Origin of the sequence: Terriglobus sp. TAA 43 (assembly GCF_000800015.1) — a bacterium.
Taxonomy (GTDB): domain Bacteria; phylum Acidobacteriota; class Terriglobia; order Terriglobales; family Acidobacteriaceae; genus Terriglobus.
The window spans coordinates 2,659,443-2,676,409 of record NZ_JUGR01000001.1; the positions used below are offsets into that span (position 1 = coordinate 2,659,443).

The 16,967-nt window shown below is 56.9% G+C and carries 7 protein-coding genes; 3 read left to right on the forward strand and 4 right to left on the reverse strand.

The genetic code is table 11. From position 1 onward, the window contains the following. Positions 1–73: 73 nt before the first annotated feature. Complete coding sequence (locus M504_RS11290; protein WP_047491323.1) at positions 74–418, forward strand: PadR family transcriptional regulator; 345 nt, start codon at positions 74–76, stop codon at positions 416–418. Further along, complete coding sequence (locus tag M504_RS11295) at positions 415–3,051, forward strand: ABC transporter permease (protein ID WP_047491326.1); 2,637 nt, start codon at positions 415–417, stop codon at positions 3,049–3,051. Before M504_RS11290 ends, M504_RS11295 begins: the two co-directional genes overlap by 4 nt. A gap of 77 nt (positions 3,052–3,128) precedes the next feature. Here M504_RS11295 and M504_RS11300 read toward each other — a convergent pair whose 3' ends face one another. From M504_RS11300 to M504_RS11315, 4 genes are all read right to left on the reverse strand, one after another. Beyond that, on the reverse strand, positions 3,129–4,781 hold the full coding sequence (locus M504_RS11300; RefSeq protein WP_047491328.1) for a M28 family peptidase: 1,653 nt from the start codon (positions 4,779–4,781) through the stop codon (positions 3,129–3,131). A 115-nt stretch (positions 4,782–4,896) separates the two neighbouring features. Then, positions 4,897–8,193, reverse strand: a complete 3,297-nt coding sequence (locus M504_RS11305) for a carboxypeptidase-like regulatory domain-containing protein (RefSeq protein WP_232296256.1) — start codon at positions 8,191–8,193, stop codon at positions 4,897–4,899. Positions 8,194–8,600: 407 nt separating this feature from the next. Beyond that, positions 8,601–12,077 carry a TonB-dependent receptor gene (locus M504_RS11310; protein WP_047491331.1) on the reverse strand — a complete coding sequence of 1,159 codons (3,477 nt, stop codon included), beginning with the start codon at positions 12,075–12,077 and terminating at the stop codon, positions 8,601–8,603. Between the two features lie 378 nt (positions 12,078–12,455). Next, the gene (locus M504_RS11315) at positions 12,456–15,998 is read right to left on the reverse strand and encodes a carboxypeptidase regulatory-like domain-containing protein (RefSeq protein ID WP_047491335.1); all 3,543 of its coding nucleotides are present in this window, start codon (positions 15,996–15,998) and stop codon (positions 12,456–12,458) included. Between the two features lie 480 nt (positions 15,999–16,478). On the opposite strand from M504_RS11315, the gene M504_RS11320 reads away from it, so the two are divergent. Beyond that, positions 16,479–16,904 carry an ester cyclase gene (locus M504_RS11320; RefSeq protein ID WP_047491338.1) on the forward strand — a complete coding sequence of 142 codons (426 nt, stop codon included), beginning with the start codon at positions 16,479–16,481 and terminating at the stop codon, positions 16,902–16,904. Positions 16,905–16,967: the final 63 nt, after the last annotated feature.

A 16,967-nucleotide genomic window follows, 5' to 3' on the forward strand; every position in this document is an offset into this window, starting at 1 on the left:
GAACCAAACGTACTTCCCCTTGACATCCGACAGAAGAAGCGCGACTCTTGTCGAGTATCAAGGGGAAAGCTAAATGCCACCATCCACAGACCTTCTGCAGGGCACGCTCGATGTGCTCATCCTGAAAACACTTGCCCACGGCGAAATGCACGGATGGGGCATCGCCTCCCGCATCCAGCAGGTATCGGACGATGTGTTGCAAGTAGGCCAGGGCTCGCTTTACCCCGCGCTGCATCGCCTCGAATACAAAGGCTGGATCGAATCCTCGTGGGGCGCCAGCGACAACAATCGCAAGGCCAAGTTCTACGCACTCACCGCCGTGGGCCGCAAACAACTGCGCAGCGAAATCGATCAGTGGAACCGCCTCAGCTCTGCCATCTCTCTCGTGCTCGCCGCACCGAAGGAGGACTTCGCATGATCCACGAACTCTTCACTCGCCTCGGTTTCCTCTTCCGCCGCCGCCCCGCCAACGACCTCGACGAGGAGCTTCGCACGCACATGGAACAGTCCATCGAAAGCAAAATCGCATCCGGCATGTCGCCAGAAGAAGCGCGCCGTCAGGCTGGTATTGAGTTCGGCAGCATGGAAGCCGCGCGTGAACAAACAGCAGACGCGCATCCACGCTCATGGTTCGGCATCCTTGGCCAGGACCTTCGCTTTGGTCTTCGCTCGCTCAAGCGCGACCGCGGCTTTGCAATCGTCTCCATCCTGATCCTTGCGCTGGGCATTGGTGCGAACGTTGCCGTCTTCAGTCTCGTGAACACAATCCTTCTTCGACCGCTGCCGTTTCAAGACCCGGACCGTGTCGTGTGGCTGCAACCTGCAAAGACAGGCGGCGGCCTATCCGGCTCCACGTATTCGTCAGACGCCTATGACGACGTAGCCGCCATGAACCGTTCATTCACAGGCGTCACGGGCTACTTCGCATTCTCCGCGCCCAACAACATGAAGCTCACCGGCCAGAGCGTACCGCAACCCATCACTGGTATCGGCGTGCTGACGAACTTCATGGATGTACTCGGCATCAAGCCCGAACTCGGCCGCGGTTTCCTGAATGAGGATGGACGCAAGAACGCACCGCCAGTCGCGCTGTTATCGCACGCCTTCTGGAAGACGCATTTCCACTCCGACCCAAACATCGTCGGCAAATCCATCTCCGTAGATAACGCGCCACTCACCATCGTCGGCGTGCTTCCACAGGCGTTTGATTTCGGCGCCACGTTTTCTCCCGGCTCGCGAGTCGATGTCCTCACCGCCTTTAGCCTCGATGAAGGGCGCGAGTGGGGCAACATCGTCACACTCATCGCACGCATGAAACCCGGCGTCACGGCACAACAGGCTTCAGCAGAAGCGGCCACGCTGTTTCCGCAGCTTTACTGGGGCAAGCGCTACCCCGATACCAAGGGCAACTACGGTCCTGCCGTCGCCATTCCCATGAAGGAGCATGTCGCCGGACAGATTCGCCGTTCGCTTTACTTGCTCTGGGCAGCCGTCGCCATGATCCTGCTCATCGTCTGCGTGAATCTCTCCAACCTTCTCCTGGGTCGCGCCGCAACCCGCAGCAAAGAGTTCTCGGTCCGCTTCGCACTCGGTGCCAGCCGCAGCCGACTCATCCGGCAGTTGCTCACCGAAAGCGCACTGCTCTCTCTTTTCGGAGCGATCTTCGGCATCGCTCTCGCGGAAGGAATCGTGCAGTGGCTCGCGCACCAGGGTTCCGTCGCTCTCCCGCTTCTCTCTGAGCTTCGCGTCGATACCGCGTCGCTTCTGTGGACCCTGCTTCTCGCAATTGTCGTAACGATTCTCTTCGGCATCATGCCCAGCCTTCGTATCACTGGCGGAGACTTGCAATCGCAACTGAAAGACAGCGGCCCCGGAACAAGTGAAGGCCGTTCGCATGAACGCCTACGCAACGCGCTCGTCGTCAGCGAGATCGCATTGGCGTGCGTCCTCATCGTCAGCGCGGGCCTGTTGTTGCGCAGCTTTCTGCGCGTTCTCGACATCGACCTCGGCTACCAACCCACACAGGCCTCCACCATCACGGTGGATCGCCCGAACCTGAAAGGGGAAGAGCGGTATGCCTTCTATCGCAACCTGGTGCACGAGGTTTCCACCATACCCGGCATCCAGAGCGTAGGGTTCTCTGACAACCTTCCTCTTGCACGCAATCGCACATGGGGTGCTCCGGGTATCAAAGGCGTGAAGTACGGTCCAAGCGAACGCATGCCCACCTTCGTCTATGTCATCTCGCCCGGCTATCTGCCCACCATGGGCATGCATCTGCGCGGTCGTGACATCTCATGGAACGACACAAAAACATCAGAACTCGTCATCGTCCTCAATGAGAAAGCAGCACGCGCTCTCTTCCCCAATGGCGATGCGGTCGATCACATGGTGGTCATGAGCGGTAAGGATGTCCGCATCGTCGGCGTCGTCCCCGACGTTCACGAAACCGATGTGGAAGCCAGCTCCGCATGGCAGGTCTATCTACCCGTCACGCAGGACTGGGGCGAAAACGGCGTAGAACTCGTCGTGCGCAGCACGCTACCCGCAGACACACTCGGCCCCACCATCATGCAAACACTACGCAAACTGAACCCCGGCCAACCCGCCATGCAACTGCGCCCCTTGCAGGAATTCGTGGACCACTCCACCTCACCACGACGCTTCTTCGCAATCCTCGTCGCAGCCTTCGCGGGAACAGGATTGATCCTCGCCTGCCTCGGCATCTACGGCGTCATCTCCTACTCCGTCACACGCAAGACACAGGAGATTGGTATCCGCATGGCACTCGGCGCATCACGCGACGTGGTGCTACGCGGCATCATCGGCAGAACTCTACAACTCGCAGCCATCGGCATTATCGTGGGCTCCATCGCATCCTTCATCGTGGCGCAAGGCATCAGCGCCATGCTCTACGGAACCCAACCAACAGATGCAACTACCTTCACCGCAACCCTCATACTGCTGCTCACAGTAGCTCTCCTCGCAGGCTATCTGCCAGCAAGACGAGCCTCACAAATCGACCCCATGGCCGCACTGCGCACGCAATAGTCAGTCTTCACAAAAAGAGAACAGGCGGAGCATATAGCTCCGCCTGTTTTGCTTTTGAACTTACAACTTGCGAGAAGTTAGAAACCCTTCGCCGTTGGATCCGGCTTCGGAGTTTCGATACGCGGCAACATCTCAGCACGCGTCGCCGCGTTGTAAGCAAACCACGCTTCAATCATCGAGCCCTGCATCACATCGCCCTTCTGCACACGGTCATACAAATCCATGTTGGAGTGATGCGTGCGCGAGCCGTATTCCAACGGATCCTGCATGAAGCCAATGCCGTTCAGCCCAATCCATGAGAACGAAGTGGAATCCGTACCACCCGGAGCCTTCGTCGCACCAGCGGTCTGTCCCGTCACTGCGATGATGCCTACGTCCTTGATCGGCTCAATCCACGAGCGGAAGATCGATGCCATCTCATCCGATCCGAGTGCAGAGACAGCACGGAAGCGCCCCGAACCCGAATCGTCGTTGAAGTAGACGTCCAGCTTGTCATACTCAGGCGTCTTCACCATCGTGGCGCGCGGCGCATAGTGCTTCTGCACATACGCCAGTGATCCGTACAGACCCTCTTCTTCACCACCCCACAGCGCAACACGAACCGTACGCGCCATCGGCTTCTTGATTGTGGCAAGAATACGCATCGCTTCCATCGCAACAGAAGAACCGGTGCCGTTGTCAGTCGCACCCGTGCCACCCTGCCAGCTATCGAAGTGACCGCCAACCATCACAACTTCATCAGCCTTCGTCGTTCCCGGAATCTCGCCGATCACGTTGAAGCCATTCAGGTCATCCTTCTGATAATCCACCTGGATATCGAATGTCAGCTTCGGATGCTCGCCATGCTGCAGCAAACGCACCACGCGGTTGTACTGTTCCGGAGTGATCGCAGCCATCGGCGGTCCAACAGGATCATTCGGATTCTGCGAACCACCGTACGACGCGAACACCGTGCCACCATCGCCGTTATAACCCGGCGTAATCGCAACTGCGGCGCCTTCGTCCTTCAGGAACTTGTTGATCTTGTTGCGAAGCACCATGCCGCTGGGCGCAGCAGTCGAAGTCGTCGTAGGAGTAATGTCACCAGGGCGCGGAGCAGCAGCACCGGGACGCGCTCCACCAAAACCACCGGGACGCGAAACGTCATTCGTAATCGTGCGCGCCATCACTTCCGCATCGGTCGTGCGTCTGGCTTCCGCTTCGGTGTGCATCTCCAGTTCGCGCGGATCAAAGATCAGAACAATCTTGCCCTTCAGCTTGCCCTTGTACTTCTCAAAGTCGCGCTCGCTATGCAACGGTGCCCACACTGCCTCAGCCGTCACAGGACCTTCCGTGCCCGGCGTCCATGCCAGCGGGAATCCAATCAGCGAAGCATAGGCCGGTGTTTCAAGCGCACCGTAAAACTTCTTAATCTGCCAACCGTATCCAAACGGCCCCCACGACTCCAGGTGAACATTCTGCAGACCCCATTCCTTCATCTGCTTCATCGCCCACTCTGCAGCTGCACGATGATTACGGCTGTTGTTCACACGCGGGCCGTACACCTCGCTCATGTAATAAAGATTTTCCATCACCTGCGAACGTTCAAACGCCTCGCGCTTGATCGCGTTCAACGTGGTCAGATCCACCTTGTCGCCGCCCGCCTCCTGCGCGAACGAACCTTGTCCCATCACCACCGCAGCTGCACACGCAACTGCCGCCAGCTTGTTTCTTAAATAAATCACTGTCATCTCCCCTGAAGGTGCAAAAGCGCATCGATGCCCTGAAAACATCCGGACCCGCTGCATTCTGTCGATAGATACAGAACGAAACGGGCCCGGCCATTGTTTCAGTTAGTCACTGTTTTTAGAAAGTAACTTTGAAGGCGAACTGCACATTGAACGGTTCGCCAAATCCGATACCCGGAGCCGACGCACCGTTACGTGTATTGGTGATCAGGCCGAACGTGCTGCTGCTAATGTTGCTCACACTCGGGCTGGCAAAGTTGTTGAAGTTGAAAATGTTGAACACCTCGGCACGGAACTCCGTGTTGATCTTCTCTGTGATCGGCGTGTGCTTGAACAAAGAGAAGTCAATCGTGCGGAAGTTAGGACCAACATACGCATCGCGGCGCTCGTTACCGTAAGTCCCCACAGGAGCCGCTGTAAACGCTCCGGCATTCTGCATCCAGCGATACTGCCGTCCACTGCTGGTGCTGGTCGACAACTGCAGACCCGTATAAGGATTGACTCCGGCGTTCACATTCGGACGATCCTTCAACTGGTACGTGCGGCTGTTATCCGTGCTTACCGTCGGGCTCAACGGCAGACCCGAAGAGTACTGGAACGACGCATTCAACTGAAAGCCCTTCGTCACGCGTGGCATCGCATGGAAGAACTGCGGCACCGTGTAGAAGACGTAGCCGTTCAAGTTGTTACGACCATCGAACGTGCTCGGACCGTAATCCGCCTTCAGGTTATAGCTGTTCATCGGCGTTCCGGTTGCAGAACTGGTATCCATGGACTTGCTCCATGTGTAGTTCAGGTTTCCAGAGAAACCCTTCCAGTCAGCCTGACGTACGCTCACCTGGAGCGCGTTGTAGTTTGATGTGGCAGATCCGCGAAGCTGATTGATGCCCTGCAACGCGCCGCCAACGAACGCGGCACTCTCATTCACGAACGAGGTCTGCGTCGCGTAAGGACGAGCGTTGTAGGCTGTCGATCCGCTGGCAAGCGGCTGGTTGAGATCGAAATAAGTAAGCAGATTGCGGCCGAGCGTTCCAACGTAACCAACCGTCATCAGCGTCTTCTTGCTCACCTGCTGCTCAATGTTTAGGTTGAACTCATCGGCGTACGGCATGCGGATGCTCGGATCGACACCAACCGCACCAACCGTGGGAGCAGCCGCTCCAACGAATGGATTCACATTTACCTGCCAGCTCACTGCATTGTTGATATAGATAGCAGCTGCATCGGGGCCTGCGGGATTGTTCTGCGAGTACGCTGCACCGCCATTGCCCGTGGTACCCGAGGCGAACGCACTCATCGCAACCGTATCGTAGAACCGACCGACAAAGCCGCGAATAACAGTAGAGTTGTCCTCACGTGGCGAGTACGCAAAACCGATACGCGGTGCAACCGAAGCGTAGTACTGGTTGTACATCGGCTTGTAGAAGCCTGCCGCATTCGAGCCACTCGCTGGACGGAAGCTGTACGTATCATCCACCTGCGAATGAATTACGCCCGGAACCGAGTAGCGCACACCCAGGTTCAACGTCAGCTTCGGACTCACCTTAAAGGTATCTGCGACCCACGCCTCTTCCGTGTTCATCAACCACACGCGCTGCGCATTCCCCTGCAACAGTCGTGCGCCGGACGATGCCGTCGGCTGGCCTGCAAGGAAGTCTGCGATGTAAGCCAGGTTGTTGCAAGCTGCAGAAGTAGTAAAGCCAAGGCTCGCTGCATACGTCAACGAGTTGGCATTGCACGTGGAACCTGTTGCACCCGTACCGTTCGTGGCGCGGAACCACGGGCCACGCGTGCCATCAAAATTAAACGTGCCACGCGATGACGAGAAGTAAAGCTGGTTGATATCGCCACGGCGATACTCACCACCAAACACAAACTGGTGACGACCCAGCGTCCAGTGCAATGAATCTGTAATGTGACCCGTAACATCGGTACGACCTGAAGGCTGCGTCGCGCCGGTGATATCGAAGCTGCTGACGTTGATGGTCGGTGCGCCCTGCGCCACAATCGGATTCGTGATGCCCAGGTTCAAACCAGCCTTCGCCTGTGGGAAGAAGTTCTGATTTGCGTCATTGAACGTCTGCAGGAAGTAGTTCACGCCCAGCGTCAACTGGTTCAAAATTTTGCTGTTGAAGATGTGGTTGTCCACCACAGAGAAGTTATGGATGTGCATCGGTGCGGTCTGATAGTAGTCCGCATAATACGAACCCGTCGGCGCGGTCTGCTTACCGGTCGTACCCAGATAGCGCACGCTCAGCGTGTTCTTCTCGCCAAAGCGCTGATCCAGTTTGATGATGCCGTTATACGAGTTGTAGTTGGTGGTGCCCTGCGCGAAGTAGTTGCTGGTCGTTGCAGGACCGCCCTTCGAACTTGCAGGGAACAGCAAACCATAGAGGTTCGTACTGAGCTGGCTTACCGCGGGCGAAGTCGCAAGCCCACCACGCCATGCATTCATGAACGATGTCGCACCCGAAATCCACGAGTCCGTCAGCACCGTGTCGGTCAGAGCAGTGTTGATCTTTGCAATCTGAATTTCACCTGCGACGAAGAAGAACGTCTTGTCCTTCCACACCGGGCCACCCAACGTGAAACCGCCCTGGTGATTACGCAGGAACTGCTTGCGGCTACCAACTGGAGCCACAGGAGAAATCGCCGCGAAGAATTCGTTGCGGTCGAAGTAGAACACGTCGCCATGCAGATTATTCGTGCCGGACTTCAGCACCATGTTGCTGTTTGCACCAGCATTGCGGCCTTGATCCGCAGCACCACCGCTCTGCATCGAGAACTGATCGATCGCTTCAATCGGAATCAAGCCGCCTGCAACGCTCGCGATGCCACCCTGATTCGAGGCCACAATGCCAAGCCACGCATCCACGTTATCCGCGCCGTCCACCTGAAAGTTGATGGAAGCCGTACGCGATCCGTTCACTGAGTTGGAGAGCGCAGCCACACCCGGCGCATAGCGTACCAATCGTGTGAAGTCACGGCCATTCAACGGCAGTTCCGCAACGGCCTTGTTGTCCACCACGGTCACCAGCGCGCTCGATTCCGTGTCAGGCGAAACCGTGTTGCCCGCAGCAACGTCGACAACTGTGCTCTCCGCACCCACGCTGAGTGTCACATCAATCGTGGCGACCTTCGTTACCTGCACATCGATGTCAGACACCTTGCGCGTCGCAAAGCCCGGAGCAGTAACCGTCAACTCATACTTACCCGGCGCAATTTCAGGGAAGCTGAAGTTGCCGGCACCGTTCGACTTGCTCTGGATCGCTGCGGCCGTCGCAGGATTTCTCAACTCCACTGAAGCATTCGCAACGATCGCGCCTGTGCTATCAGTAACCGTACCGCTCACCGTTCCACGAAACGTCTGAGCTCCTGCAACGACACTGCCGATGAGAACAGCTGAAGTTGCCAATGCAATGCTGCCGCGCCTGCCGAAAGAAAAACGGCTGCTCCTGGAATACATGGTCATCTGATATCTCCCTGAGGTCCTGCAAAGTTCAGCCCAACGGCGTCTGTGCAGCCTGCGCCTGTGGGCAGATACAAGAGAGCGTTTGCGCTGTAAGAAACACAGCACATCGCAGTCCCGGAACGTGATTCCGGTGAAAAAGGTTGAACGATAGGCCCACAGTAATCGTTAACGTCCCATCACGCAAGAGATAAAGTTAAGTAACTTTCATATTTTTCTTACGCGGACATCGCACTGCACCGCATCTGCAACACAACAGCGCGAAGCATCTCAGCTTCAACACACCATGAGACAAAGAAAAGGCCCGCATGGCTTGGAAGCCATGCGGGCCTGTGTGTTGCGTTACGCCGAAGTTAGAAGATGATCTTTCCGGCGAACTGTACGTTGAACGGAGCACCCGAAGAAATACCAGTCGGAGCACCGGTGATACGACCGAACTGCGAGCTGGTGAGACCAGTCGTCGGAGTGTTCGGGTTCAGGATGTTGAACAGGTTGAACAGATCCGCACGGAACTGGAACTTGACGTTCTCATAGATCGTCGTGTTCTTCGCCAGCGCCGCGTCGAGCACATAGAAGCCGGGTCCGCGGAAGAAGTCGCGGCCCACGTTGCCATGCGTTCCAATGGCTGGAGTCTGCAGTACCGCATTGGCGCCGCCTGCAACAGCAGCAGCCGACCAGTACTGGATGTACTTGCTACCATCGGGGTTCGTTACGATGCTACGACTGCCCGTCTTATAAGAACCGCCATTGTAGGAAACGCGGTCCTTGTTCATACCGATGCCGGTGTAATCACCCGAAGCAATGTTGATGGGTGCCGAGGTATGAAGCTGGGCATTCAGAGTCGTCTGCCAGCCTGCGGTCAGCGGAGCAAGATGCTGCGTGAACTGCGGCACTTCCCACACCAGGTATCCATTCAGCGAATGACGGATATCAAATGCGGCGTTGCCGTAATCCAGCGACAGGTTGTTGGAGTCGGTCGGACCCGTGCTGCGGAAGCCCGAGCCGTTGTCCAGAGAGTGACCGTAGGTCCATGACAACTGGCTCGTCAGGTGGTGCCAGTTGTTGGACTTGATCGTTGCCTGCAGCGAGTTGAAGTTCGATGAGTTGTTGCTCGCAGCCTCCGCCACCGCGCCTACGTTCGCGAAGTTTGCGATGGACTTGCTCAGGAACGAAGGACGGCGCTGCAGCAAGCAGCTCTGGTTGGAGATGTTCGTGGAGTTCGCGCAGGCATTGGCGGTTGTTGTTGCTGCCACCAGTGCACCCGTGCTTGTCACACCACCGGTATTGCCAGGAGCTGACGCTGACCAGTACCCCGCCTGGTTGGCGTCACGCAGACCATACAGGTGCGTACCCGTGGAACCGACGTAGCCCAGCGTGACTACCGCGCTACGGCTTACCTGATACTCCATTCCCAGGTTGAAGTTCTGCGCGTACGCCGTCTTCAGGTTGGGGCTGATAGAGAACAGACCGTAGTTAGAAGCTCCAGCAGCGCTTGCCCATACATACTGGTTCGTCTGCCATGAGCCCACACCCAATGACACGTTCTGCACGCCACCATAAGGATTGGTTTGCAGACCAGTCGATGTGATTCCAGAGAACGTGCTCGCGCTGTTGTTGCCAAAGCCGTTGAACGGTGCCGAATCGAAGTAGATGCCGTAGCTTCCACGGACCACCAACTTATCGCTCGTGGTGTAAGCAAAGCCAACACGCGGAGAGAAGTTCAACTTGCTCGGGTTATAGGTTGAAGGCTTTCCGGGGATGCCCACACCGATCAAACCATTCGCATCGGAACCCGTAGCACCAGGACGGTAGATCGACATTGGACCAGTGGTGGAAAGCGCTCCGAAGTAGTCGTGGCGCACACCAAAGTTCAACACCAGTTTCGGTGAAGCCTTGAACTGGTCCTGAAGGAAGAACGTCAGGTCGTTACGGTACAGGTCGCGGCGCAGGTTGCCCTGAACAAACGATCCAGCAGAGTACGTGCCGTTCATGAAATCCGCCAGCGCCAGCACTTCGGCGTGAGCACCTGCCGAATTGAGCGTTGCACTGTAATCGTCGATCAGGTTGCCGTTCGCATCCTTGCAGTTCGCTGCGACTGTGGCGCCGGGCGTGCCGCAAAGCTGAGCCTGCGTTGCGGAGTTCGACCATGCACTCTGACCGGCTCCAAGCGTTGCCGTTCTGGAAGCGAATCCGTTGAACGTAAAGTTGCCGCGCACACCGCTCTGGTACTGCAGATCGATGTAGCTTCGCCGAACTTCACCACCGAAGCGGATCTGGTGACGACCCTTTACCCACGTTGCCGAATCCGTGATGTGGCCGGTGTAGTCCTTACGACCCAGGGGCTGCGTCACACCCACAGTGTCAAAGCTGCCCAGAGTGATCGACGGAGCACCAAACAAGGAAGGACTCGTCACGCCAGTATTCAGGCCAAGACCCGGCATGTTGAAGTCATGACGGAGATCGTTGAATGTCTGGTTGAAGATGCCAGTCGCAATAATGATCTGGTTCGACAGGCGATCCGTGGGTGCCCAGTTGTCAGACAGCGAGAAGCTCTGCGTGATGTCCGGAGCCACCTGGTAGTACCAGTACGTGCTGGTGCTGTTGGCAGGTTCTGCCTGACGTCCCGTACCGATAAATGCCTGCAGACGAAGGGTCTGCTTCGGCGACAGGATGTAATTCAGGTTGCCAACGAAGTTGTCGCTGTAACCATGACGCTGGTGTGTTTCCACATAGTTGCTGGTGTTCGCAGCAAGGCCGGAAGCGTTACCGCCTGCCCAAAGCGCCTGCAACAGATTCGTGGACAGAGGATTCACGGCAGTCACACCGTGACGTGCCAGAATCCCCGACGCCATTGAGACATAGGCAGCACCCGGTTCCGTCAGCGAGTTGCTGGAGAGCTGAATGCCATATGCCTGGCGCTCATAGTTGGTGAAGAAGAACAGCTTGTCCTTGAAAATCGGTCCGCCGATAGATCCGCCGAACTGCTGATTGCGGGTCTTCGTTTTACGCGCACCGGTCTTGGCAAAGAAGTCATTCGCTGCAAAGAATTCACTACGGCCATAGAAGTAAGCCGAACCATGGAAGTTGTTCGTACCAGTCTTCAGGCCCAGAGATACGAGACCACCAGCACTGTGGCCCGATTCTGCATTACCCGACGACTGAATGGAGAACTGATCGATCGCTTCGATCGGCAGCGTTACACCCGCGATAGGACCAACGCCACCCTGGTTGGCAGCCGTACCGCCCTGCCAGATGTCGTTGTTGTCCGTACCGTCGATCTGGTAGTTCAACTGGTTGGAGCGCGAACCATTCAACGAACCGCTGGCGTTGTAGCCAACAGCAAGCTGCCGCAGCTGCGTGAAGTCACGTCCATTCAGCGGAATCTCGGAAACCGCCTTGCTTCCTACAACGGCGTTGTTCGCCGACGAAAGCGTCTGGATTTCAGAAGTGGTATCTGCAGCTACATCGACCACAACTTCCGATGTACCAACAGAAAGCTTGCCGTTCGCCGGGGTCACAGCACCCGGGTTCACATCAATCTTGTTCAGTGTCAGATCGCCGAAGCCAGGCGCGGAGATCGTCACCGCATAAGTACCCAGCTGTAGATCCTGGAACACATAGGTGCCGGCTTGCGTGCTGTTCGTCGTACGTGTTTCGCCGGTTTCCGTGTTCTTCAGAACAATCTTTGCCTGTGGGATGGCTGCGCCCGAAGCGTCTACAACCGTGCCGCCAATACCGCCGCGGTACGTCTGTGCGCCTGCTGTAACGCTGCCTACCAATACTGCTGACGCGAATAGCGCCAGGTGTGACCTCTTAGTGAACATACTCATGGTGCTCTTTTCTCCTGCTGCCTGGGGTCGTACCGAACCTACGGGTCTGCAATGAGATACACGTATCCCCGTGCGGACCAAAACCTCCTGTAACGCTGACTGCCAGCGATGCGGGGGCGGTTAGGAACGACAGAACATCTGAATTGACAAGGTAGCTATCACCCTATTCAAGGAACGTTCACAATGCAACTATTCATTTTGAAAAAAGTAATCATTTCTGGTGGCTTGCACTGAATACGTTGCAAATCGTTCCGCAGAAGGCACAATTCGTTCACAAAACGAACCAATTCAGTTAAGCAACAGAACTACGCAGAAACGACAAAAAGAGGGAAGCACCGAAGCGCTTCCCTCTTTCTTATGTTCGTTTTGGAACAGTTGTTAGAACACCAGCTTCGCGCCAAGCTGCAGAATGCGCTTGTCACGATAGCCCGTAATGTTGCCCGCCGTGCTGCTCAGACCAGTGGTGCTGATCAGGCTGCCCGTGGTCACCGTGTCAGGGTTGGTGTGGTTGAAGATGTTGAACGCTTCGCCACGCAGTTGCAGACCAATGCCTTCGTGGATCTTGAAGTTGCGGAACACACCCGGATCGACACGCCACCATCCCGGTCCGTTCACGCCGTTACGCTGCGAGTTTCCAGGACGATACTGGCCTGCCGGAACCGCCTGGTATGCATTGATGTTGAACCAGTGCTGACGCGTATGGATCGGCCCACTCGTTGCGCTGGCCACGTTCGGGTTCGCCACCTGGTCAGGACGGCCACTGGCTGCGGACGATGACACGATAACGCCCACGCCGGCAGGATCAAGGCCAGTCGTGGTCACGTTCAGCGGCAGGCCACTGTTGAAGTAGCCCAGCGCTGAAACCTCCCATCCGCCCAGCAGATGTCCCACAAAGCCCCGCTGCTCATAGAAGAACGGCAGTGCATACACCGCATTGAAGTTGAAGATGTGCGTACGATCCGCCGCACTGCGGCCATACTCCAGGTCGGTACGCGACGAGATCTGCGGTGCGCCGGTACGGTCTGCGTTCGCATTCGTCAGCGCGCGCGACCACGTATAGTTCACGCTCACCAGCGAATCATGCTTCCACTGTTTGCGTCCGGCAATCTGTAGCGAGTTGTAGTTGCCATCAAAGATCGGCTGCACGCTGTTGATCACGCCATAGCCGCGGTACGGGCGGATTTGGTTAATCAGGTTAATGTTCGATGTGGTCAGACTGTAGACGCCATTCGTATTGGTGCCCAGCTTCGCAGCAGCAAACGCTCCGGGCGCAGGCTGGTTGATGTCGACCAAGCCAAGCAGATGCACCTGGTGGCTGCCAACATAGCTCACATCCAGCGTCACGCCCAGACCAATGCCCGCCTGCACACCCAGCGACCATTGCTGGTTATACGGTGTGCGGAACTTCGGCGACGTCGCACGCAGCACCGGCGCAGCATAGCTCACAGTCGCCGTAACAGCCGCAGGATTATCGAAGCTGGTGTTAACGATGGTAGGCGTGTTCACGAATGGAATGTTCTGGAAGATATTCTGCTCGTAGATGCCGAACAGCGACGAGTCATATGCGATGCCGTAACCGCCTCGCACAGACATCTTGCCATTGCCCATAACGTCGTATGCAAAACCAAGCCGAGGCGCGAAGTTCAGGTTGTCGCTCTTGCCCACCTTGCTGCCGTAGGGCGAAGTACCCGTGGCACCGAAGGGATTCGACGCCGCACCCGTGTTAATGCTGATACCGTTCAACCGATTCGCATTCGGATTCGGCGTCGCCCCCGTGCAGGGCGCGCCCGGAACGCAGAGATTGCCCGACGTGGTGGTGTCGATGGTCGGCGCATTCGCAGCAACATACAACGAAGGATCGAACGTGCTCAACGCGTGGTTCGAATCCGTCGGCTGTTCATACTTGCTGTAACGAACACCCAGGTTCACCGTCAACCGCTGCGTAGCCTTCCAGTCATCCTGCGCGTAGAACTCGTACTGGTTCACCTTGATATCCGGTGTCACATCGTACGATGCCTGCGAGAACGTATTCACGTTGCCCGTAAGCAGGTTGGCAAAGCTGGACTGGTAGGTCTGCGCCTTGTTCGCCGTTGGAAACGCAGGCGTGGGAGCAGCGAAGGTAAAGCTGCCCGCATTCGCCAGCCCATTGTTTTCGCGCTTGTTGTAGTGGTTGTAGTCCACACCAAAGTGCAGCGTGTGCGTGCCAATGGTCTTCGTTACATTCGCAAAGCTGTTGTGATTGCGGCTGTAATCGCGATAAGGACCAAATGTGGTGATACCCGTGCCACCACCTGAAAACGCAATCGCCGGCACACGCGCCAGCGTAGAGGTATACGGCAGCTTCGTCGCAGCAGCTATATCGGGCGACGCGGAGAGCCGCGCCGTTCCAATCGCATCGCTCAGCAGCGCGCCTTGCGAGAAGGCATAGCCGCCGTCCAGCACCAGCGTGGGAGTGATCACGTACGTTGCGTGTCCAAGGTAGATGCGGCCAGGAGCATTGGTCGACGTGGTCTGCACACCGGGGTAGCCAGAGCCAGAGAACAGGCCACCGGGTTCAATCGTCGGAATTGAGTCGTTGATGATCCGGAAGAACACCTGCACCTTGTCGCCAAAGCTCTGGTCCACGCGGCCAATCTGCTGATTGGCGTTGAAGATGTTCTGCAGCGGCGCGGTCACCAGCGTTCCGGTGCCATCGGTCGACGGCTGTGGAACGCCCGCATAAATGTCCTTCAGATAGGCCTGCGCCATCACGCTGGTGATAGGCACCTGCACTGTCTGGTTCACCGTGGGGCTCCCCGTTGCGCATGCGCCAGCAGAAGTCGTGACGGTACAAACAGGAACGACAAAGGTTCCCTGGCGCTCTGCCAACGTCGGCACACCGGTCAACGTCACCGGCTTGTACGTGATCACACGACGAATCTCCTGCGAGAAGAACAGGTATGTCTTGTGCTTGCGGCCATCATAGACCTTCGGGATGAACAGCGGTCCGCCAATGGTGTAACCAAAATCGTTGTAGCGCAACTTGCTGCGTGCGCTCGTCGTCTTCGCCGCACCCGCAGGCGTCGTCGTCAACTTGTTCAAAACATCGTTCGCATTGAACACATCGTTGCGAACAAACTCGTACGCGCTTCCATGCAGGCTGTTCGTGCCGCTCTTGGTCACCACGTTGATCTGGCCGCTCGCGCTGCGTCCAAACTCCGCGGAGTACTGCCCGCGCAGCGTCTTAAACTCGGCAATCGCATCGACGGAAGGATAGGTCAGCAGCGTCGAGTTCGATCCGCGGTCCACGTTATCCGCGCCATCCACAGTCCACGCATTGCCACTGGTACGCCCACCGTTCACGCTGAAGTTCACAACGTTCGTTGCGCCGTTCGGGCTGCTGTTGCCAATGTAGATCTGGTCGCCACCGCTGTAAGAAACACCGGGCTGCAATCCAACCAGCTGTTCATAGTTACGCGTTCCCAACACCAGCTCGCGCATCTGCGTGCCGTTAATCAAACCGGCCTGCGTCGCATTCTCCAGGTTGATGGACTGTTGTTCGCTCGTCACGGTCACGGCTTCATTGCCGCCGCCAGCCTTCAGTTCGCCGTTGATGGTGAGCGTGTCATTCACATGCACCACAACGCCGGTCACGGTCTGCGTGCCGAAGCTCGGCGCAGCAATCTCAACCGTGTAGTTGCCCAGGGGAAGAGAACGAGCGCTATAGGTTCCGGAACCACCAGTGTTCAACGTACGAACCACCAGGTTGCGATCCGTGTTCGTCAACTTAACCGTGGCATTGGGAATAACGGCGCCGCTGGCATCACGCACGGTGCCGGAAATGGAACCACTCACGTCCTGCGCGACAAGTGTGGCGGAAAGGGCAAGCGGCGCAATCAGGGCAACGCCCCAACAGGCGCTCTGCGTCCTGCGATTCATCATTTTGTACTGCCTCCAGAAGTGTTACTGCTATGGGGACCGTCAAACGCTGCTGAAACCATCGGGATTTCCGTGGACCAGTCGGCGCAGGTGGGGGCCGGCTATCTTCCTCTTGTGTGGGGGAAGGTAAGACGCCAGCAAGGGCCGTTCTGTGAACATCCCGTGAACAGCAACGGGATAGCAAAAAGCGTAGTCCTTCACCATCTTTGGTGCAACGCCCAAATCGGACATTTTGTGCCTTGAAGGGACCCGCAAAAAACGAGACTCAAATCAACGGAATTGGCGCCCCGCTTTCGACATAGTCAAAAGCCTCGGACAACAGCGGTGACATCAAGCACTACCTACGCGCAAGACCAGTTCCTCCAGGCCTTGTCTCAAACAGGACACAATCCGGATGAATTCAATGACACGCGGCGCAAATCGCAGTCAGATTCTGAATCCCCGATGGCTACAATCCAACGTGAGTTTCCAAAGGAGAAGAGAATGTCGCGAGACAATGCCGCAATCGTCCGGGACTTTGTGGACGATGTGATCACGCAGGGGAACATTGAAGGAGCAGCGAAGTATGTCTGGGAAGACGTCGTCGAGCAGGTTCCACTTCCCGGCCAGGGCCCTGGAATCGAAGGCCTGAAAGACATCCTCCGTGCCATGCGTGCCGGCTTTCCAGATATCGTCTTCTCCATCCACGAACAGATCGCAGAACACGACAAGGTCGCCAGCCGCTTCGAATGGACCGGAACACACAACGGTGAATTTCTCGGGATCCCAGCAACAGGGCACTCTGTTCGCGTCTGGGGCATCGTCATCGATCGCCTCGTCGACGGCCGCATCAAGGACACCCGCATCATCATGGACACCATGAGCCTGATGGGTCAGCTGGGCGTCCTGCCACCTCCACCCACTCCCTAAAGACTGAAGAGGCTGTCTAAAAGAACCTCCTTGCATTTGCCTTCCGCAACGTCTTCAATGGCT

Bases quoted from the DNA above. Each gene is read 5' to 3' on its own strand.
- M504_RS11320 (WP_047491338.1), top strand. From the start codon at position 16,479: ATGTCGCGAGACAATGCCGCAATCGTCCGGGACTTTGTGGACGATGTG.
- M504_RS11290 (WP_047491323.1), top strand. From the start codon at position 74: ATGCCACCATCCACAGACCTTCTGCAGGGCACGCTCGATGTGCTCATC.
- M504_RS11310 (WP_047491331.1), bottom strand. From the start codon at position 12,077: ATGAGTATGTTCACTAAGAGGTCACACCTGGCGCTATTCGCGTCAGCA.
- M504_RS11315 (WP_047491335.1), bottom strand. From the start codon at position 15,998: ATGATGAATCGCAGGACGCAGAGCGCCTGTTGGGGCGTTGCCCTGATT.
- M504_RS11300 (WP_047491328.1), bottom strand. From the start codon at position 4,781: ATGACAGTGATTTATTTAAGAAACAAGCTGGCGGCAGTTGCGTGTGCA.
- M504_RS11295 (WP_047491326.1), top strand. From the start codon at position 415: ATGATCCACGAACTCTTCACTCGCCTCGGTTTCCTCTTCCGCCGCCGC.